This window comes from Cohnella rhizoplanae (assembly GCF_948329515.1).
GTDB classification, from domain to species: Bacteria; Bacillota; Bacilli; order Paenibacillales; family Paenibacillaceae; genus Cohnella; species Cohnella rhizoplanae.
Window position 1 is genome coordinate 379917 of the sequence record NZ_CAOJCN010000002.1, and the last position, 21052, is coordinate 400968.

A 21052-nucleotide genomic window follows, 5' to 3' on the forward strand; every position below is an offset into this window, starting at 1 on the left:
GGGAAATCGACGCGGAGGGGAGGAATCGCGCTTGAACGAGGGCAGGCCGAAGGTAACCGCCGTCATTCCTTTTTACAACGACCCTTATATCGCCGAAGCCGTCGAGAGCGTGCTGGCCCAGCGCTGCGAGGGGCTCGAGGTCATCGTGGTCGACGACGGCTCCACGAGCGAAGCATGGCGGCTCGCGCCGTTCCAGAACCGCATCCACGTGCTGGGCAAGGCCAACGGCGGGACCGCGAGCGCGCTGAACCACGGATTCCGCATGGCCAAGGGCGAGTATGTCGCCTGGCTCAGCTCGGACGACCGCTGGCTGCCGGGCAAGCTCGCGCGCCAGATCGAGCATATGGAACGGACCGGGTCGGCGATCAGCCATACGGCCTTCCGTCTCATCGATGCCGCGGGCGTGCCGGGCAAGAAGCCGGTGCGGCTGGCCTTCGAGAGCCGGTACGACTTCTACCGCTCGCTGCTGCGCGCGAATGCCATCAACGGCTGCACGGTCATGATGCGCAGATCGTTGTTCGAGCAGCTGGGCGGCTTCGACGAACGCGCGACGTACGCGCACGACTACGATATGTGGGTCCGGGCTACGCTGGCCGGCTATCCGCCGTCCTACCTGAACGAAGTGCTCACGGAGTACCGCCAGCACGAGCGGATGGGCACGATCCGCCACCGGGACGAAGCGGAAGCGGAATTCAGGGCGACGGCGGCCAGGTACAGGGGCAGCCTGAGCCGGCTGCTGACCGCGCTGCGGCCGACGGCGGGCAAGGGCAGATGAAGCGCGGAAGCAGAAATAGCCGTCCTGCCGGAGCGTCGGCGGAGCGGCTATTTCGGCTCGGCAGGCAATGGCTGAGACTGGTTTCGAGCAGCCGGGGGCTAGATTGCGAAGGGAGCATCGTTGAGCCGGACAAGCACCGGACGACACAAAAACGCCGGCCCATCGGCCGGCGCTTTGCAATCTACATTTGCCCGTTACCGTGAACGTCACCGTCATCCGTCATCCTTCATCCTTCATCCGCCTACGCTGGCGATCAGTCCGTTGAGCCCGTGAACGTAACGGCCATGAACGAGGGCGAACTCCGCGTTGACATGGTCCAGGTGGCGCGAGGTGCCCGAATTAACGTGCCAACGGTAGGCGGTGAGCGGCGAGTCTACGAAGTGGAAGTCGATGCGGTTGAGAATAACGCGCAGCCAGTAGTCGTAATCCTGCGTGAAGCGGAGCGACTCGTCGAACCACCCGACGCGGGCGACGACGCTCTTGTGCATCATGACGGTGCAGCCGTTGACCGGGCAGAACGTATGCATCGCCCGCAGGAACTGTCCGGCGGAGGCGAACTTCACGGCCAGCTGAGGCTTCAGCAGCTCGCCGTAGGCGCCGATCAGGTCGAAGTCCGTGCTGCTGATCAACGCGCCGCGGGTCAGCATATGGCCGAGCTGGCCGGCCACCTTGTGCGGATAAAAGATATCGTCGGAGCTGAGCCAGGCGATATAGTCGCCGCTGGCCATGCGGATGCCGTAGTTCAGCGCGCTCGCCGTGCCGCCGTTCGCTTTGCCGATGTAATGAATTCTGGAGCGGTAAGGGTCCAGCAGGTGCTGGTGCATCGTCGAGCCGTCGTCCACTACGATGACTTCGATATGCGGATACGTCTGCGCCAAGGCGCTGGCAACCGCCTGATTGACGTAGGCGTCATTGTAAAAAGGGATGATGATGCTCACTAAGGGGCCAGACATCGCATGCTCTCCTTCCCCGCATCTGTACGTAACAGTGTATGTCCGATGCGGGTAGGGAGGCACGACGCTTGACCGGGGGCTAGCGTCCCGGCTCGGCCGGGCGCCGGTTCAGATCGTCCAGCGGAGCAGCAGGCCGGCCTGCGTGAGGCCGCTGCCGAACCCGTACGGCGCGACCGTCTGCCCGGCGGCGAGCCGGCCGCTCCGCGCGGCCAGGTCGAGCGCGAGCGGGATCGACGCCGCCGACGTATTGCCGAACTCGGCCGCGCTCGTCAGCGCGCGCTCGTAAGGCAGGCCGAGCCGCTCGCAGATCGCCTCGATCATGCGCAGATTTGCGCTGTGCGGCACGAGCCAATCGAGCGCTTCGGCGGCCAGGCCGCTGTCCTCCAGCAAGCTGCGGACGCCGTCCGGCACGGTAGATAGCGCCCACTTGTACACCTCTCGGCCGTTCTGCACGATGCGGCCGTCGCCCGCGAGCGGCTGGCCGTTCCAGTCGAGCGACAGGCCGGAGGCGTACACATGGATGCCGCCCGTGCCGTCCGTGACGGCGTGCGACGCGAGGAAGCTGCCTTGCTCCGCGCGCTCGACGAGCACGGCGCCGGCGCCGTCGCCGAACAGGATGCAGGTGGAACGATCCGTGTAGTCCGTAATCTTGCTGAGCGTCTCGGCGCCGATGACGAGGATCTTGCGGTACATGCCCGTCAAGATCAGCCCGTTCGCCGTCTGGAGCGCGGAGACGAAGCCCGCGCAGGCGGCGTTCAGGTCGAATGCGAGCGCGGCCCTGAAGCCGAACGCCCCCTGCACGCGCGAGGCGACCGAAGGGAAAGGACTGTCCGGCGTCGTGGTCGCGACGAGTACGCCGTCGATATCGTCCGTCGCCGTCGGATATCGGCTCAGCAGGTCGCGGACGGCCGCGATCGCGAGGTGGCTCGTGAATTCGTCCTCCGCGGCGATGCGGCGCTCGCGTATGCCGGTGCGGCGCACGATCCACTCGTCGTTCGTGTCGACCAAGGCGGACAGCTCGTCGTTGCCCAGTACCCGGTCCGGTACATAACTGCCGATCGCGGTAATGGCGGAGCGGGAAAGAAAGGAAGGCTTGCGTTCCTCGGTCATCATCGGTCGCCTCCATTCATGGTATCTGGTACTAATACTAGGTGTTATTATAGTATGCTTTTATCGGGAGGATGTCAATGCCATCGGCGGATCCGACTTTGATCAGGCCGGCAGAGTGGGCGCGCACCGCGAGCCATGCAGGATAATCCTGCATGGCCTTTGTGTATGGAGCCGTATTTTGAGTCGGATATAAGCGCACCGAAGGGAGCGAGTATTGCTGCGCTGCTAGGTTGCAGTAGCATGCAAGCGGCGATAGAGTCCATATTCATGGAGCGTCTGCGCCGTGTCCGGTCGTACGCATAGAGCCTGCGCTGGCGACAAACGATGGGATAGATTTATTCGTTGATGTCAAAGCGATGTTTGTTTTCCTCGACCCACTCCGCAAATGACTTGAGCGGAACGCCGTATTGCTTTGTTTCCTGAATATCGAAACCATAGCCAGGCACTTCCTCCAGCCACTCCATAAAGTGAATCGTTCCTTCCAGCATGCCGCGTTCGCGGGTTTCCTCGCTGCCGACCGTTTCAAAAGCCACTTTTTTATCCAGAATGCGGCTCAACGTCTGCGCAATCTCCGTCATGGACAGCTCGTCGCTTGCGATATTGATATCCTTTCCGTGAAACTTCGGCGGATTTTCGAATGCTGCGCGGGCGAATTGGGCCGTATCCCCTCCGGAATTCAGTTTTAAGGGGGTGTCCCCTTTTAACGTGCCAAACAAAACACCGCTTTTTAATTCCGGTGCCATAATGGCCGAATGGGGCTCGACGAAATTCTCCATAAACCAGCTTGGGTGCAAAATGGTCCAATACCGGAAACCGCCGTTCCGGACGAGCTCTTCGATGACGTATTTATTCTCCCAAGTCTGAACCAAATACTTGTGTTTATCCCACCGGGGAAACAGGTTGCTGCCAGCGACTGAGGTATGCACGACTTGTTCGACGCCGGCTTTCTTCGCGGCCTGTACCATGTGCGCGGCGTTCCGCGGCTCAATCGTCAGGTCATAGGGATCCGCGTACTGTACCGAGAAAATGGCCGATACGCCTTGCATGGCAGGCTCCAGCGATCCCGGGTCGGCCAGGTCTCCTTGAATGATTTCCGCCCCCTTGGCAGCTATCGCTTGCGAAGCCGCCGACTCCGGATTCCGGGTTAAGATCCGCACGCGATGACCGTGCTTCAATAACTCGCGGGCTACATTGCCGCCTTGCGTACCCGTGCCGCCTATAACCATGATCAATCTTGCATGGCTGTTCTCCATATCCGATCTCTCCCATCTGATGAGTGAATAATCGGATTATATTACCGAGGTAAAGTTAAGTCAACACCAAAGTAAAGTTAAAGAGGGTTTAATCCTCATTCACAATCAGTAAAATTGCAAACCGCTTCCTGGTTTCTTCCAGAACATCGAAGCTGCCACCCATGATAGCCCAGTTAAGAATGACCCCATTAGCGATATTGCACATCGAATCGAGCAAATCTTCGGCGCTCGCCGGGTTTTTGAGTTGGCCGGCATCCTTGGCCCGTTGGATCAGCGTGGGGATCACGCTGCCGAGCAAAGAAGACTTGCTCTTATCGAGAGGAGGTATCTGATTCCGGAGGTGGACCCTATAATTTTCTTTGGTCATCTCGACCCCTAAACGAACGATGTGCTTCACGAAAATCTCCATGGCTTTCATGGCCTGATCGGCAAAATCGGTGACTGAGAGAAGGTTCAGTAAATCATCGTTCGATACCATATTTTCAAAAGAGAAGAAATCCGAAATCAATTCGTCCTTGGATTTGAAGTGGTAATAGAACGCGGTTTTGGTCACATTGATTTCTTTGCAAATCTGATTGATCGTGACTTGCTCGAATCCATATTTATTAAATAATTCAATGCTTGTGGTCAAGATCGCTTCTTTGGTTGCGCCTCTCGTACTCATAATCTGCTTCCAACTCCTTTGGCATTATTATAATTCATTTAAAAGATAAATAGCATTTCATTACCTTGGTAATGTTTTTTGTTAATGAAGTATTGACTTTGTTTTTCTGTGGTAATATTATGAATTCTAAACCAAGTAATGTGCTTAGAACACTAAGAATACTAGCGACAATGGAGGAATTGGACAATGAATAGGCTTATTAGGTTTGCTCTCACGCTTGTATTGGCGCTATCCGTTGCCGCTTGCGGCAATAACGAAAACACATCCGGTGCATCCGGTCAGGAAAGCGCGGCGTCCGGACCGAAGACGATTACGGTGGGTCTTGTCAATGGTATACCTAAAATCAGCGTTCTGGATGAAAACGGAAAATGGCAGGGATACGACTATGAAACGCTTGTCAAGATCGATGACCTCCTGCCGCAGTACGTTTTCAAATATGAACCGATCACCGATTTCCAGGCCGCTTTCGTCGGGCTTGATACGAAGGCATTCGATTTTCTTGCCGTACATGCCAGCTGGACGAAAGAGCGGGCGGACAAATACCTTTATGGCGAGGCAAGCAACTATGAGAATTCCGGTTACACATTAAAGGTCAAGAAAGGCTCCGGTATTGTCGTAAAAAGCGAGGATGATCTAGGCGGCTTGAAAATAGCGCTTGCGCCTGGCGCTGCCGTTGCCAGCGATGTAGAAAAATATAACGAGCAGCACTCGGACAAGCCCATCGAAATCGTGTGGGACACCGGTACGGTCGAGCAACAGCAGGCTAATCTGAAAAGCGGTGCGATCGACGCGCTCTTCGGCGAGCCGTTGAACGATAAAGCGCTGTTGGAAGCATACGGCAAGGACGCGTTCGAGATTGCCGGAGACCATCTGTTTTACGATTCCAGCAAGAAAAACGGCACGTATCTTTTGTATAACTATGGCAGCGAATCACTAAGGAATGAAATAGATGGGGCAATCAACAAGCTGCTTGAGGACGGCACGCTGAGCAATCTGTCCAAAGAGGTTTTAGGTATCGACGTTACCGTCAAGCCGGAATAATCGGAAAATGCGGATGAATAGCGATTTCTTTTCATTTGAACGGTTGCTAGATTATTTCCCGATCATACTGTCGAAGTTCCCGGTTTCGCTGTATGTGGTGGTTGTGTCGACGGCATTGGCGCTGATCCTTGGAACAGTATTGGCTATGATCCGAATCCGAAAAATACCGGTGCTGCATCAATTGGCCGGCGTTTATATCTCTTTTGTCAGAGGCACTCCCATTATGATTCATTTATTTCTCGTATATTACGGATTGCCTCTGCTCTTAAACGCCGTTTTCGGGCACAACATCGCATCAGGCTGGAATAAATTGATATTTGTATTTTTGGCGTACGGGTTGAACGAAGCAGGTTTTTTGGCGGAACACATCCGCGCCGCCATTCTCTCCGTTCCGCGCGGACAAACCGAAGCGGGGCTCATGGTTGGACTTACCGGTTATCAAACGTTTCGCAGGATTGTGTTGCCGCAGGCTTTCCGGGTGCTATTGCCGGGGTTGAGCGCCATGGTCGTAAGCATGCTTCCGGCAACCGCTCTCGCCTATTTGCTTGGCGTCACAGATATGATGGGCATGATTACAACCATCAGCTACAGTTCGCAGCATTCGCTGGAAGGTTATGCGGACGCAGCCATTATTTTTATAGCAGCCAGTATTATTCTTGAAAAGCTCTCCGCGATCCTCATTAAGAAACTGAACTATGGAAGGAAATCGGTGGATGGGTCGTTATGAATATTAAACCGGAATTGATATGGGAAGCTTTCAAGAGTGCCGTATCCTACATCCCTATTACTCTCCTCATCACGCTCGTAGTTGTCGTTATCGGATTGTTGTTCGGAATCATTGTCGCGGCCATTCGGACCTATCGCGTTCCGGTGCTTTCGCATGCTGCCGACGGGTTCGTGATTATTTTCAAGGCGATGCCGATCAACTTGATTCTAGTCGTATCCAGCCTCTTATTCGTTACGCATTTTAACAGTATCGCAAGCTTCCTGCATCTGACTGTTACCGTACGGGATGTCAGCCGCATTTATGTCGGTATATTTGCTCTGTCATTTCCTGCGATCGCCCAAATGAGCGAGTTTATCCGAGGTTCGCTCCTGTCGGTCGACAGAGGCCAGTATGAAGCCGGATACACGGTCGGATTAACTTTTTTGCAGACCTTTCGCCGGATTATCTTGCCGCAAATGATGCTTGTATTCGTGCCTTCGTTGACCGGCATCGTCATTGCGCTGATGAAGGCCACGTCCCTTGTCATCCTGATCGGAGTCGTCGATGTAATGAACGGCGCTTTGAAGTACGCCAACCTTTATTTCAGCTACTTTGAAGCGTATTTGGCCGCCGCCTTGGTTTACTGGGGACTCAGTCTCGTTATTGAGTTCTTGGGGAAATCCGTGGAAAAGAGCATCGGAAGGTACAGGGGGGACCCCGCGTGATCGAAATCAAAAACATTCACAAATCCTATGGAAAAAATAAAATTTTGAATGGCGTGGACGTTCATGTCGACGAAGGCGAGGTCGTCGTTATCCTAGGCGCAAGCGGCTCCGGCAAAACGACCCTCCTGAGAAGCATCAGCTTCCTGGAAAGCGCCGATCAAGGCACGCTCACCATCGGCGAGAGGACGGTCGAGCTGAACAAGGCGAAAAAACGGGATATTGTTGCGTTTCGAAAGAAAACAGCATTTGTATTCCAGAATCACAACCTTTTCAATAATAGAACGGCATTGGAAAATGTCACCGAGGGCCTGATCGTCGGGAGAAAAATGCCGAAAGCGGAAGCCGTCGAAATCGCCAAAAACGCTTTGGCAAAGGTGGGGCTTGCGGATCGGCACGACTATTACCCATCGCAGCTTTCCGGCGGACAGCAGCAGCGCGTCGGCATCGCCAGGGCGGTCGCACTCAGCCCGGAAGTCATTCTGTTCGACGAGCCGACCTCGGCTCTGGATCCGGAGTTGATCGGGGAGACGTTGTCGCTGATCAAGAAGATCGCTCAAGAAGGCATTACGATGATGATCGTAACGCACGAAATTTCGTTCGCTTACGATGTGGCAAGCAAGGTCATTTTTATGGATGGCGGCGTCATTGTGGAGGAAGGAACGCCTGACGAGGTATTGGTCCGACCGAAGGAAGAACGAACCCGGCAGTTTCTGAAACGAATTTTGAAGCCGGTTGAATTTAACATCTGAGGAGCTGTCGAATGAGAGACCATACGCATGCGATAGGAAAACCCTTTGCATCCGTCCCCAAGGCGGAAGCGGCCGATTTTCTCGAAGCGGTTCACAAGGCGCATCGCTATATGGAGCAATTCCGCGTATCCGATCCGGATGGCTTTTACTGGATCGACGCGCCCCATGCCGATACTGATCTCGGATTTGAAAACGGCGCAGCGGGTATTGCCTATTTCTATCTGGCGCTGTACAAGACGACCCAAAATACCGACTATTCGCGGATCGCGCAAGAGGGCTTCCGGTATATTCGCCGACACTGGCGAAAGCAATTGCGGATTCAAAACCCGAACGCGAAGTATTACGAACTGAATGTCAATTCGGGTGTGGGGAGCATTGCAAGCGCGCTTCTGGCGTATTACGAAGAAGCACCGGACACCGAAAGCCTGACCGCCTTGCGAGAAATTGCCGTGTATATAGCCGATTCAGCCGAACAGAACAACGGCGATGTAAGCTGGACAGGACTGCCTTACTATGCCGTGGGAGACGCGGGCATTGCCCTCCTGTTGCTGAGATTGGCCCTTGCGCTGAACGACGAGAAGATGCATGCGTTGGCAGTGGCCTCAGCTAGAACGATCTTAAAAAGCCAAAATCCGGACCCCCGAGGCGGAAAAGCATGGAACATAAAGCCTCCCGGGTATCCGCACAACTTTCCCAATTTTGTGATCGGAACATCCGGAATCGGCTATGCGATGTCCGTATTTTATGAGCATACGCAAGACGAAGCTTTCTTGACTTCGGCTAGATCGGCGGCGGACTATCTGAGCGCAATCTCCGTCCCCCAGGAAGAAGGGACGCTTGTTCCACTGACGGATGATCCGCAGGAACGGACTTTTTATTTAGGCGCGTGCCATGGAGCAGGCGGAACGTCGAAGGTGTTTTATCAGCTCTACCGTATGACGGGGGATGAGCGCTACAAGAGCGAGATTGAGGAGATGAGTAAAGGCATTCTCAGCCTCGGCGCGCCAGAAGTTCAATCCTCGGGCTATTGGAATAATACCTGCCTGTGCTGCGGCACGGCGGCGATCCTGCAGTTTCATGTCGCTGTATACGCGGCGTTCGGGGATCGGCATTATCTGGATGCGGCGAAGCGCTGCGCCCGAGTCCTTCTTGGCGAAGCGGAGGACGTGGGCAACGACGCGATCGCTTGGCCTCTTGCAGAGACGCGGCTTGAGCCGGACAAGATTACCTTGAACAAAGGGTATATGCACGGTGCTGCGGGAATCGCGAGCGCCTTGCTCCAAGTCAGCCAATTACTGAATGGAACGTTTCATTGGAATCGCCTGGTTGACGACCCGTATCCGACGCGTTGCGAGCCAAGCCCAAATGCGAGGTGAAAGCATTGAATATTTTAATTAAAAACGCAAACGTGTTTGACGGCAAACATGCCGCTCTGCAGGAAAACGTCAATATCGTCATTGAGCAAAATCTTGTGAAGGAAATTGTCGGCGGATCTATTCCGGAAGACGACTATGAAGCGGTGTATGATGCGAATCATCATACCGTCATACCAGGCTTGACGGATGCGCATGTGCATTTATCCATAACCGGCAATTCGTTGTCGGACGGCTGGCGGATCGACGAGAAGGCCGTCCGCTCTGTCAGGTTCGCTAAGGAAATGCTGCTGCGCGGGTTTACGACCGTGCGCGATGCGGGCGGCATCACCTTCGGCTTGAAGAAAAACATCGACAACGGATTTCTGGACGGACCTAGAATCCTGCCTTCGAATTCCATGATCTCGCAGACTAGCGGACACGGCGATATAAGGGCAAGTCATGCGGAAGAACGGATCACGGACAGAATCTATGCCTCTGCCGATCTGAACAGCAAGCTATCGGTTATTGCGGACGGCGTCGACGAAGTGACTCGCGCCGTCAGGGAACAGCTATTCTTGGGGGCGTCCCAGATCAAGCTGATGGCGGGGGGAGGATTCAGTTCCGCTTACGACGCGATTTGGACCGTACAGTTTAGTTTGGAGGAAATGAAAGCCGCCGTCTGCGCGGCCGCGGACTTTGGCACCTATGTCATGGCGCATCTGTATACGCCGGCGTCCATGCAGCGCGCGGCCCAAGCGGGCGTAAAGTGCTTCGAGCACGCCACGCTGCTCGATGAAGAAACTGCCAGGATCGTTGCCGACCAGGGCATTTGGATCACGCCGGGCCCTCAATTGGGCAGGGAATATCCAACGACAGGCTTGCCGAAATCAACCATCAAGCTCATTGAAGATTTTCGCAACGGAGAAAGAAGTTCGACCGAGTGGATCGACAAATACAATCTTCCCATTCTATACGGAACCGACGCCTTTGGCGATATCCATAGAGCAGCGGAAATCCAGCTTGACGATTTCAGATTATACAAGTCGCGGTTTGGCAGTTTTCGCGGCATCGTGGCGGCGACCGGGAATATTCATGAACTCATTCAATTAACCACCTATCAGAATCCATATCCAGAGGGCAAAATCGGCGTTTTGGAGAAAGGTTCGTTTGCGGACTTGCTCGTTGTCAGAGGTAATCCGGTCGAGGATCTGGACATTCTGGCGGATGCAGGCAATATTCGGTTCATCATGAAAAATGCAGCCGTTTATAAGAATACGCTTTAAGCCCGGTCCGGCGCAAATGGCCCTGCTTACCTAACCCAGCTTCAAACTTTCTTTTCCGCCTTCCCATCTCACAACAAGGGTAACGGGAATATTGGCTTTCGCAGTGATTACCGGTTTCTCCTTGGGAGACGTTCTCTTCTCACAGCGGAGATCCAGGATACCGTCGTTTCCGTATGGATATCTGGATATGCCGTGCGCATCCAGAAGCCTAACATCCCACTCGAGGGTAGCATGGGGCACATTCGGCTTCAGGCCGAAGACATATTCGAACAGAACAGCAATGGGCGTAATCCCGGACCATCCGACAAAATCCGGCTTGGCCGGGTTTCCGGGGGCTACGTGCTCGGGAGAATAGTTTTCCCAAATGGTTCCTGTGCTTTCATAAACCATCGTCATATAGTCAAGATGCTTGGTAGCAATCTCATGCGCCAAGGCATCGTATCCGGCCGTATGAAGGCCTTTCAGGACCATGTAGTTCGTCGGCGCCCAAACGCCGCCTCTCCAGTAGCCGCCGTCCTGTTGGTACGCAGGATGATCTGCGGATAAGGTGGGAATCGGATGCGGACGGTTAAACTCGTTTTCGTTGCTTAGGTGGGAAATGAACCTTTCCTTTTGGTTCTCCGGTACGATATCGGCGAGCAAAGCCCAGTAAGCCCCGATGGACTTCACATGGTTAAGCTCCCCGCTTTTCCAAAGATCGTAATAGAACGCGCTATCGTCATCCCACAGCTTACGGTTCACGAGATCCGATAGTAAGGCGATCTCCTCCTCGAACTCCTGCATCTCCTGTCTTCTGCCGATGACGTCGCTCATCTTTAAAAGCAATTTAGCGCTTAAAATCTGCTGGATGCAGGTATCCACCCAGATCATATGCCCATGAGAAAAAGACTCATGGTATTTCTCTTCCAATCGGGGCGTGTTATCCATGCCGCAGCCCCACCCGGTTGACCAGTAGCTTCCGTCTGTCCATGTTCTGAATTCCTTGAGCCACAAGTGGTAAGCAGCCAATACGGGAAACACCTTTTCTAAACGCGCCTTGTCATTGTAATTCAAATAATATTCCCACTCCGTAAGCGGCATGATATTCGGTCCCGTGCTGCTTACGTCGAAGCGGTGAAACTGATCCTTACCGTCCATTTCCCTAATCTCCCTGCAGATAAAACCGTCTTCGTGCTGCTTGGCGTACAGGTTGTCCAACGTCTTTTGAAATTCAAAGGCACGCTTTCCATATCGGGCAAAGATCAAGATAAAACTGGAATCCCACATAAAAAGACAGTCGTTAAAAGCGGTGTCTATGTAATTGGTTACGAATCCATTGTCGGACGTTGGTTTTCTTAAGTTTTTAAAAGCCAATTCCCATGCCTTCCAGTAGCAAGAGATGGCCCTATCATGGCCCTCCCAAAAGGGCTCTGGCAATATTTCTTTTGCATACTCGAAAATCGGCAGAGCCTTATTTTCCGCTGCGGACTTCAAGAAAACGTTTTCCTTTACAAACCGATTCTGAACGTACATATCCAAATAACGCATTAGTTTAGACCTCCCGAATGATGAATCATTAACAGTAGCTCGAACAATGCTCTCGCGCATCTGTGATGTTATGATATTGTTATTTCCGGAATTGTTCTTGCGATATTATGGAGATTTATAACACCATTCTGTTATGGGAGGCAGTATGAAAAATAATAAAGCACTCATATTCGAAGGGCCGTCTGAAACGCCTGATTTCCCGGTGAGGATAGCCTTCAACGACTCTAGGAACGTAGTGAATGAGTCGGACAGACTTGTGTACTGTCATTACCATGATGAAATTGAATTCAATTATGTGATAGAGGGAAGTATCGTGATGGAGATCGGTACCCGTCGCATCCATGTGCATGCGGGAGACGCCGTCATAATCAATGGAAATGAGATACATAGCGGTTATTGCGAGAATGAAGAGCATTGTCGCATGTTCGGCATTATTTTTAAGCTGGACATGTTAGGCAGCCATGAACCCGATGTCTGCCAAAGCAAGTATCTTGAACCCTTTCTTCGCGGACGATATCAATTTCCTTCCTATATTCCGAACAAACCTGGCTGGCAGGCGAAGGTAATCTCCGAAATAAAGCGCATCGTCGAGACGTACCGGCAACAGCCCTTCGGATACGAATGGGTGATCAAGTCCAGTTTTTTCGCTATTTTGGCTGAAATCATTGCGAACAAAGCATTTTTAACTCAGAACGAACAGCCGGTAGTGCCCAGTGAAAAGCTGGTACGGTTCCAAAATTCCATTTCGTATATTCAGGAACATTATATCCACCCAATAACGGTAGCGGATCTTGCGAAGGCAGCGGGGATCGGCGTGGACCATTTCTATAAATTTTTCAAACAGATATCGGGAGAGACCCCGGTGACTTACGTTAACCGTCATCGGACGAGGATAGCCGCCAACCTGTTGAAGTATACCGATTTATCCGTTTTGGATGTTGCCCTTCAAAGCGGCTTCGATAATGTGAGCTATTTCATCAAAACGTATAAGAAGTACACAGGCTTAACGCCTAACGCCTGGAGAAAACAAAAACATCATGGGGAGAGTGAGCTGAGTTGATTTTTTTATTTATCAATAACTCTTGAATAAATCGTTAGGGGCGTAGGAAATTGAGATCGAAAAAGATAGGTATCGATTAATATTTGAATGGTTGGCCGCTGCTTTGCTTTATAAAATATACATGCACGAAAAGTAAATACAGTCACCCGTCGTCAACTTCGATCCAATGCGGGGTCATCCCGGTCAATGGGGAGGTGCTGCGAAGACAACCGTATATTTTTATAAATTTAAAAGATTATGAAAACGATTACCAGTTTGGGATTGTCGTCTATCGTAGAGAACTGGCCGGTTTTCAATCTAAATTCGAGAGGGTGTATATTGATGAAGAAGTTCGTCGTTTTGCTGTCGATCTGTGCAATGTTGGTTGGAGTGCCTTCTGCATATGCCCAATATGGATATGGCGATACGACGAGTACGGCCATAAATGTCAGCCGCGGTTCCGGCTACGGAACGTTTCTGCAAGGCGGTGAAGCCGATATTTTCGTCTTCAAGAATAACACCGCTCAATCGATAACGACCACGGCAAATCTTCTATCCCCTGCAGACGTTAATTATAACTACTGGGTAGAAGTTCACAGTGCGGGCGGCTCTGTCACGTACCTTAATCCTTGGGATAACGGGATCGGTGGTTTAGATTCGGTTCAAATAACGGTTGGACCGGGAGGCAAAGCTTACTTTGTCGTGTCCGACACCGGAAGTTTATCCAGCGCAAGCTACAGCTTCTGGCTGAATTAAACCGTTTCACTGGAAGCCGCCAGCGATAAAAGAACCTGTTAAACGAGGGATCTCACCGTTGAGATTACCTCGTTTTTCTTTTCTAAGCTGCTGTGTATGGTCGTCGTATCTACACTTTGAACGCCAGCTCTGCTGCAATGACGACTGGGCAGCTCAACGGCGTGGCCGCGACGCCCATCGCCGTGCGCGCATGCTGGGCGACCTCGCAGCCGAACAGGCGATGGAGCAGCTCGGAGCATCCGTTCACGACGTTCGTCGTCCGGTTGAAGTCCGGCGCTGCCAGCACGTAGCCGTCGACCCGCAGCCAAGCGGTAATGCGGTCCAGATCTCCGATAGCGCGCCGGACGCTGCCCAGCACCGCGAGCGTCGCCAGTCGGGCCGCCTCGGCCGCCTGTTCCGCCGTCACTTCTACGCCCACGCGGCCGAACGGGCCGATGACGCTGCCGTCGGGCGCCTGCGGGCCGTGTCCCGACACGTATACCCGATCCCCATACACGCGCGCCCACGCAAAATCCAATTCGACGTCCGCCGGCACCTTGGCCGGCTCGGGCAGGTACAAGCCCCATTCGCTAACGCGGCGTTCAATCTCCATTTCGATATCCCTCCTCATACTCTTTCTAACTTTCTATGAATAGAGGCACATATCCTTCTGCCCGGAACCGCCTGGTCGCGCTCATCTTTATCTTGACACCGACCGCCATCGCGTATAGCATTTCTAATAGGTCATCAATATTGTTGAACAATTAAGAGGAGGGGGAATATTCAATCCATTTCTTGCGGGTCCGCAGGAGTCCTTGAATCGCGCGATCCGAGAATCGAGAATTGAAAACGCTGTCAAAATGTTAGCCACTTAAACCGGAAGAGGTGACAGGTTTGATTCATCCATCGCTCAACAAGAAGATATCGATGATGTTAATCGTATTGATGCTGGGAGGAATGTTCGCGAATTTAATCTCGTATGGCTCCGCAAGCGCGGCAGCTCCGGCGGAATGGCCGCGGGGGCCGGAACTGATCGCGAACGGCGGCTTCGAGAGCCTGGACGGCGATCAGTTTCCGACGACTTGGATTCCGACCGTGGCCGCGCAGAAGGCTAACATCACGTCGGATACGGCTACCATCGCCGAGGGAAGCAGAAGCTTGAAGCTCAGCGACAACGGCGTCGGCGGCAGCCGCGAGGTCGGCGTCAAGACGCCGAACCTACCGATTCGCTTCGGAGAGACCTACAAAGTGTCTCTCAAAGCGAATGTTGCGCAGGGCAGCATAACCCTGCTGGTTCGCTATTTTAATGCCGCCGGCGGCTACCAGCAGAAAAACGCGCCCGCCGGCGCCGCGGCAGGCTGGCAGGATCTATCCGTCTCCGTGACGCCCCCTGCCGACTACAGCCATCATGTCGTCGTGTACGTCTACGAGGGCAGCGGCGTGGCGCCGACGACCGCCTACATCGATGCCGTGACGATGACGAGCGAAGAGCTGCTCGCCAATCCGGGCTTCGAGACGGCTGCCGGCGGGCTGCCGGTCTCTTGGAGCGTGTATGGCGCGCCGGCCTCCGGCGTGACCTCCGCGACGAGCCCGGCCTACGAAGGCGACCGCAGCGTGAAGGTGGCCGATAGCAGCGCCCAGGATGCGCTGGGCATCCAGAGCGCGGCCGTCGCCCACACGGCGGGCGCGCTGTATCGCGCCTCGATCTGGGCGAACGTGCAGAGCGGTTCCGCCGCGCTGTCGCTGCGATACTTCGATGCAGCCGGTACGCTGATCGGCAGCGCCGAAGCCGCGCCCGCTGCCGGATCCGGCTGGCGGCAGCTTGTCTTGACGGCGTCGCCGCCGTCCGCCGCGGCGACGATCAAGCTGCTGGCCTGGTCGGGCCAGGAGGCGCAATCGGTCGTGTCCTTCGACTCGGCGGAGCTGCGCATTACGGGTTATGAGGATAACTCGCCGCAGCCGGCGGTCGACATGATCGCGAACGGCGGGTTCGAGAATGCGCAGGGCGCGCTGCCGGCCGTGTGGATTCCGACCGTCTCTGCGCAAGCCGTGAATCTCTCTCTGGATACGGCTACGGTGTTCGAAGGAACGAGAAGCCTGAAAATACACGATGACGGAATCGGACAAAGCCGGGAAGTCGGCGTCAAAACGCCGGAAATTCCGATTCGCTTCGGCGAGACCTACACCGTGAATCTAAAAGCAAAGGTCGAGCAAGGCAAGCTGTTCGTGATGTTCCGCGCCTTCGACGCTGCCGGGCAGTTCGTGCAGAGGTTCGAGGAAGTGGGCCCGACGACCGGCTGGAAAACGGTAACCTTTCAATATACGCCTGCGGTAGCCTACAGCCATCATGCAGTCGTTTATATTTACGAAAATAACGCGACGTCGCCGACAACGGCTTATGTCGATGCGGCGAGCATGCGCAGCGACGAACTGCTGGCCAACGCAAGCTTCGAGAGGGCATCCGCCGGGCTGCCTGAGAGCTGGAGCGTGTATCAGCCGACGGCGGGCAGCGTCGTCTCCGTCACCGACACGGTCTACCACGGGTCCCGAGCCGTCCGCGTGACGGATACGAGCGCTCAGCTGCCGCTGGGCATCCGCAGCGGTCTCGTCCCCCATGCCGGAGACTTGGAATATAAGGCTTCGGTGCGAGCGAATGTGGGATCGGGCACCGCGAGAATCTCCCTGCAGTACCTCGATGGAGACGGAGTACTGCTAGGACAGCACGAAGCGAGCGCGGTTACGGCTGACGGATGGCAGAAGCTGACGGCCAGCGGCGCCACGCCGGCGGGCACGGCGTTCGTGCGCGTGCTGCTCGGGTCTTCGGCGTCGGACCAATCGACGATCGTGTTCGATTCCGCGGAGCTCCGTTCTGCGAGCGGACCGGCCACGGAAGAGCCGCAAAGCTCGCTGGAGTGGCCGAATAATCTGGTGGCCGGCCAGTACATGCATTTTAAACCCGCCGATCAGACCGTCACGAGCCAGAACGCGCCCGATTTCGCTTGGCCTTACATCGCCGGCGCGGACAAATACGAATTTCAGATCGCCGCGGCTGCGGACAGCGCGTTCAGCGCGCCCGTCTATGCCAAAAACGATCTGAAGGCCAATCTGCACAATTTGCCGACCGCCTTGGAGCCCGGCAACTCTTACAACTGGCGGGTGCGGTTCCACATCGAGGCCGGATGGTCGGAGTGGAGCGACAGCCGCAAATTCCGTCTGACGCCGGATGCCGTTCCTTTCCTCGTGCCGGAGCTGGACGATCTGTTCGACAATGTGTCGGCGACCCACCCCCGAATCTTGACCAACGCCGAGGAGCTGGAGGATTTCCGCGCGTACAAAGACGGTATAGGCAAACCGATCTTCGAACAAGCGAAGAACGCAGTCAACCTGAACGCGCCGTTGCCTGCCGAGCCGGTGCTGAATTATCCGCGCGATTATTACAATCTGCAGGATCCGGCCTTCGTAGCGGATACCACTGCGGTGACGCAATACGCCCGGAAAGAAACCGACATGATGCTGAACGCCGCATTCGTTTATCTCGTATCCGGTGAGGAGGCTTACGGGAACTTCGCCAGGGAGCGGCTGCTCAATGTCTTGACATGGGATCCCGAAGGCGCTACCAACTATAGGCAAGTCGACCAGGCGTTCCGCGAGATCGCGTACAAAGGCGCGATTTCGTACGATTGGATTTATCCGCTTATTGCCGAGGAAGATAAGCCGAATATTTTGCCGATGATCGCCAGACGTACGCAGACGCTCGCGAACGATATTCTGGGCGAAGCCTCGTTGTACAAAAATCCTTGGAATTCCCACGGATGGACGGCGTCCGGCTACGTCGGCACGATCGCGATCGCGCTGCTGCACGACGATACGATCGTGAACGGATCGCCGATATCCGTCACGGCCAAGGATTGGTTCGAAAAGTCCGTTCCGGCCCGGATCAACGTATTCCCGCCGGTAGCGGGCGATGACGGCGGCTGGGCGTCGGGAACGAACTATTGGCAGGTCTCGCATCTGGCGGACAAATTGTTCGCGGACGTGCTGCTCGCCGCTTCGGGACTCAGCCTGTACGACAAGGCCTACTCTCGCAATGCGCAAGCCTTCGGCCTTTATTTCCTGCCGAACGGCCAGCCGAACGGGGTGTTCGGCGACGGCACGCACGACCCGATGTCTGCAGCCACTGCTACGCATGCGCAGCGGGAGGCGCAGATCTACCAGAATCCGGTGACCAAATGGTATGCCGAATCCGGCAGCTACGCGCGGGACCTGTCCTACCTGTTCGGCTTCTCCTACGGCGATCCGACGCTCGAGGGAAGACCGCCGGTCGACATGCCGACGGCCAAATGGCAGAAGGACACGGATTGGGTAGCGATGCATTCCAGTTTATACGATCCCGAGCGGGTATCGCTCTATTTCAAGTCGAGCAACTACGGCAGCTACGGTCACAGCCATGCGGACCAGAACAGCTTCGTGATCAATGCCTACGGCGAACAGCTGGCGATCGACGCGGGGCAATACGACAGCTATCTGAGCAATCACGACAAAGGCTTCACCAGAACGACGCTGGCGCACAATGCAATAACGTACGACGGCGGCAAAGGCCAGAAAATTCTCGACATGACGGCTTCCGGCAAAATCACGGGCTTCGTTTCCAGCCAAGCCTTCGATGCTACCGTGGGAGACGCGACGCAGTCGTACAACACGTACAACAATCCGGATTACCCCGGGTTGGCGCAGGCGCAGCGAAGCATCATCTATGTCAAGCCGGGCGCCTTTGTCGTCGTCGACAATCTGAAGGCCAAGGATCCGGCCGGTTCCTCGTTCGAATTCAGGCTGCATGCGATGACGAATCTGAAGATCGACGAAGACGAGCAGGGCGCATCGATCACGCAGAACAACGCGGCCCTGGACGTAAAATTCCATTATCCCGCCGTTCAGGATGCAAGCGCGACCGATCAGTACTTGACCGAGCTGGGCGCAGTCGTGATGCCGACGGGCAGTTGGGCGTCCAAACCGCTGCAGCGGCATGCGACGTTCACGTTCCCCAAGACGCAAGTCACGACGATCGTCTCCACGTTCGAGCCTTACCGCGCTGGTTCGCAGCCGCTCGGGATCACAGCGTCGACGAACAACGGAACCTATCAGTATCTGGCCTTTGCCGACGGAACCCATGTGTACGTGCGTCTGACCGACGGCGGTACGGTAACGACGGCTGACGGCATCGAATTCGACGGCATCGCCGTCACGGTGAAGGACGACAGCCTCATGCTGGTCGGCGGGACGAAGCTCGTCAAGGACGGGGTCGCGCGCATCCAATCCGACGTGCCGTCCACGATCGTCATCGACGACGAGACGCTCACGGTATCGAGCGGCACAGATATGCAAGTACAGGTGGCCATTCCTGACGACGCGGCGATCACCGACGAGCTGTACAACCCGGTTCAGCTTGGCGGCGACGTGCAGGAAGCGCTGAACGAACGCGGCCTTTATATGGAGAAAAACGGTCAGCTGCTGACCGTCCGGGCGGGACGCGGCGATCACCGCTTCCATCTCAGGGAAGGGAGCGCTCCGTCGCCTCAGGCTCCCGTCACGCTGAATGTCGAACTCGACGGCGTGAGCACGCCGGTCGAGCTGAAGGCGTACGGTTCTTATGCCGGCGGCACGGCCGCGTGGGGGCAGCTCGCCCATGTGCCCGACGGATTGTACGAGGTTCTGGAGGCGCCGGAAGGACTCGTATTCCAGAAGTTCGGGACTCCCAAAACCTCGATGTTCCTGAGCGCTTCGCCCATGGTCATTATGGAAGGGGCGGGGGGAACGCTCCGGCTGCGCACGGCAGGCTCGGGGGAATTGACGGCAACGGAAGCGGCGGACGACTATGACGCGGTGAAGGACAGCCTCGCTTCCTTCAAGGAGGCGGAGCATTTCCAATCCGCGGCCGGCGGCAAGTTCGACGTCTATACGTCGCGTCCGTTCCTGTCGAACGGCACCGGCGTGGCGGCTTGGGATCAGAAGGGCCAATCGATCTCATGGCAGCTGGACGTACCGGCGGCCGGAAAATACGACGTCGTCGTGAAGTACGTGGCCGGATGGGCCTTGACCGGCGACGACCAGACCTCGCGGCTCGTTCAGCTCGGCGGAGACATGTATACGGCCGAAGCGCCGCGCACGATCGACTGGGGCACGCAGCCGCAAAATTGGAAGGCGCTTCGCATCAAGACCGGCACCGAGCTGGCGCAAGGCAAGACCACTTTGACGATGTGGAACGTTCTCGGTCCGATGAATCTGGATTGGGTCGGGCTGATTCCATCGGCGGAGACGGAGAGCGCGGACAAATCCGCGCTGGCCGCCAAGATCTCGGTCGCGCAGTCGGTCTATGAGGAGGAGTATACGCCTGCATCCTGGGCGAATCTGCAGGACGCGTTGACGGAGGCGAACGCCTTGAACGAAGACGAGGCAGCGACGCAAGCGCAGGTGGACGAAGCTGCGGACAGGATCCAGGCCGCTCTGGATGCGCTGGTGCCGACGGCGTCGGCGATACCCGGCAAAGCCGTGCTCGCCAGCGATAGCGGATATGCGAACGGCCTGCACGACGGCAATTACAAGGTGACGATGAACCTGTGGTGGGGACAGAACGGCACGCGGTATACGCTGTACGAGAACGGCGTCCCGATCGACGATAAGCGGCTGACGGACGGTACGCCAGGCGCGCAGCATGCGGAGACGGCCGTGATCGGCAAACTTAACGGCACGTACGTCTATACCTGCGAGCTGAAAAACGCGCGAGGCGCCACCGCCTGCGCCCCAGCGACCGTCGTCGTCAAGGACGCGAATCCCGGGAAGCCGGTATTGTCTCACGACAACTGGGATCAGAACGGAGATTATGCCATCGCCATGAATATGTGGTGGGGTACGAACGGGACGACCTACAAGCTGTACGAGAACGGCCATCTGGTCGATACGAAGACGCTGACGGCAGGTACGCCCCAGGCGCAATCGGCGAGCACGCCGATCTCGGGCAGAGCGGCCGGCACCTACGTATATCTGGCCGAATTGATCAACGCAGCGGGCATCACGAATAGCCAAGAGATCACGGTAACCGTAAAACCTTAAACAAACGAGTCCGGCGTCGCAGGCGTCGGA

Annotated in this window: 16 protein-coding genes; 10 read left to right on the forward strand and 6 right to left on the reverse strand. The window is 55.6% G+C overall.

Translation table 11 applies throughout. From position 1 onward, the window contains the following. Window positions 1-31: 31 nt before the first annotated feature. The gene (locus PQG80_RS05875) at window positions 32-775 is read left to right on the forward strand and encodes a glycosyltransferase family 2 protein (protein ID WP_271750288.1); all 744 of its coding nucleotides are present in this window, start codon (window positions 32-34) and stop codon (window positions 773-775) included. A 233-nt stretch (window positions 776-1008) separates the two neighbouring features. Here the strand turns inward: PQG80_RS05875 and PQG80_RS05880 are convergent, their stop codons facing one another. The 4 genes from PQG80_RS05880 to PQG80_RS05895 all read right to left on the reverse strand — a co-directional run bounded on the left by PQG80_RS05880 (window position 1009) and on the right by PQG80_RS05895 (window position 4755). Next, entirely contained in the window at window positions 1009-1728 is a 720-nt protein-coding gene (locus PQG80_RS05880; protein WP_271750289.1) for a glycosyltransferase, read from the reverse strand. Window positions 1729-1836: 108 nt separating this feature from the next. After that, the gene (locus tag PQG80_RS05885) at window positions 1837-2838 is read right to left on the reverse strand and encodes a ketoacyl-ACP synthase III (RefSeq protein WP_271750498.1); all 1002 of its coding nucleotides are present in this window, start codon (window positions 2836-2838) and stop codon (window positions 1837-1839) included. A 335-nt stretch (window positions 2839-3173) separates the two neighbouring features. Then, complete coding sequence (locus PQG80_RS05890; protein WP_271750290.1) at window positions 3174-4091, reverse strand: NmrA/HSCARG family protein; 918 nt, start codon at window positions 4089-4091, stop codon at window positions 3174-3176. 88 nt (window positions 4092-4179) lie between these two features. Next, a complete protein-coding gene (locus tag PQG80_RS05895; protein ID WP_271750291.1) occupies window positions 4180-4755 on the reverse strand; it encodes a TetR/AcrR family transcriptional regulator in 576 nt (191 codons plus the stop codon). Window positions 4756-4941: 186 nt separating this feature from the next. On the opposite strand from PQG80_RS05895, the gene PQG80_RS05900 reads away from it, so the two are divergent. Genes PQG80_RS05900 through PQG80_RS05925 form a run of 6 tightly spaced genes read left to right on the forward strand, consistent with a single transcriptional unit; the run spans window position 4942 to window position 10614 of the window. Then, window positions 4942-5796 carry a transporter substrate-binding domain-containing protein gene (locus PQG80_RS05900; RefSeq protein WP_271750292.1) on the forward strand — a complete coding sequence of 285 codons (855 nt, stop codon included), beginning with the start codon at window positions 4942-4944 and terminating at the stop codon, window positions 5794-5796. Window positions 5797-5809: 13 nt separating this feature from the next. Beyond that, window positions 5810-6523, forward strand: a complete 714-nt coding sequence (locus tag PQG80_RS05905; RefSeq protein WP_271750293.1) for an amino acid ABC transporter permease — start codon at window positions 5810-5812, stop codon at window positions 6521-6523. Then, complete coding sequence (locus PQG80_RS05910; RefSeq protein ID WP_271750294.1) at window positions 6520-7227, forward strand: amino acid ABC transporter permease; 708 nt, start codon at window positions 6520-6522, stop codon at window positions 7225-7227. Before PQG80_RS05905 ends, PQG80_RS05910 begins: the two co-directional genes overlap by 4 nt. Then, window positions 7224-7976, forward strand: coding sequence for an amino acid ABC transporter ATP-binding protein (locus PQG80_RS05915; RefSeq protein ID WP_271750295.1), 753 nt, complete (start codon window positions 7224-7226; stop codon window positions 7974-7976). The genes PQG80_RS05910 and PQG80_RS05915 overlap by 4 nt, the downstream gene beginning before the upstream one ends. 11 nt (window positions 7977-7987) lie before the next feature. Further along, a complete protein-coding gene (locus PQG80_RS05920; RefSeq protein WP_271750296.1) occupies window positions 7988-9352 on the forward strand; it encodes a lanthionine synthetase LanC family protein in 1365 nt (454 codons plus the stop codon). A gap of 5 nt (window positions 9353-9357) precedes the next feature. Then, a complete protein-coding gene (locus PQG80_RS05925; RefSeq protein ID WP_271750297.1) occupies window positions 9358-10614 on the forward strand; it encodes a metal-dependent hydrolase family protein in 1257 nt (418 codons plus the stop codon). Window positions 10615-10644: 30 nt separating this feature from the next. Here PQG80_RS05925 and PQG80_RS05930 read toward each other — a convergent pair whose 3' ends face one another. Continuing rightward, on the reverse strand, window positions 10645-12141 hold the full coding sequence (locus tag PQG80_RS05930) for an MGH1-like glycoside hydrolase domain-containing protein (protein ID WP_271750298.1): 1497 nt from the start codon (window positions 12139-12141) through the stop codon (window positions 10645-10647). Window positions 12142-12286: 145 nt separating this feature from the next. On the opposite strand from PQG80_RS05930, the gene PQG80_RS05935 reads away from it, so the two are divergent. Both PQG80_RS05935 and PQG80_RS05940 read left to right on the forward strand, forming a co-directional pair. Beyond that, window positions 12287-13201 carry a helix-turn-helix transcriptional regulator gene (locus PQG80_RS05935; protein WP_271750299.1) on the forward strand — a complete coding sequence of 305 codons (915 nt, stop codon included), beginning with the start codon at window positions 12287-12289 and terminating at the stop codon, window positions 13199-13201. A gap of 321 nt (window positions 13202-13522) precedes the next feature. Beyond that, complete coding sequence (locus tag PQG80_RS05940; protein ID WP_271750300.1) at window positions 13523-13936, forward strand: hypothetical protein; 414 nt, start codon at window positions 13523-13525, stop codon at window positions 13934-13936. Window positions 13937-14045: 109 nt separating this feature from the next. Here the strand turns inward: PQG80_RS05940 and PQG80_RS05945 are convergent, their stop codons facing one another. Next, window positions 14046-14528 carry a RidA family protein gene (locus PQG80_RS05945; protein ID WP_271750301.1) on the reverse strand — a complete coding sequence of 161 codons (483 nt, stop codon included), beginning with the start codon at window positions 14526-14528 and terminating at the stop codon, window positions 14046-14048. A 317-nt stretch (window positions 14529-14845) separates the two neighbouring features. On the opposite strand from PQG80_RS05945, the gene PQG80_RS05950 reads away from it, so the two are divergent. After that, on the forward strand, window positions 14846-21022 hold the full coding sequence (locus PQG80_RS05950) for a carbohydrate binding domain-containing protein (protein ID WP_271750302.1): 6177 nt from the start codon (window positions 14846-14848) through the stop codon (window positions 21020-21022). Window positions 21023-21052 lie beyond the last annotated feature (30 nt).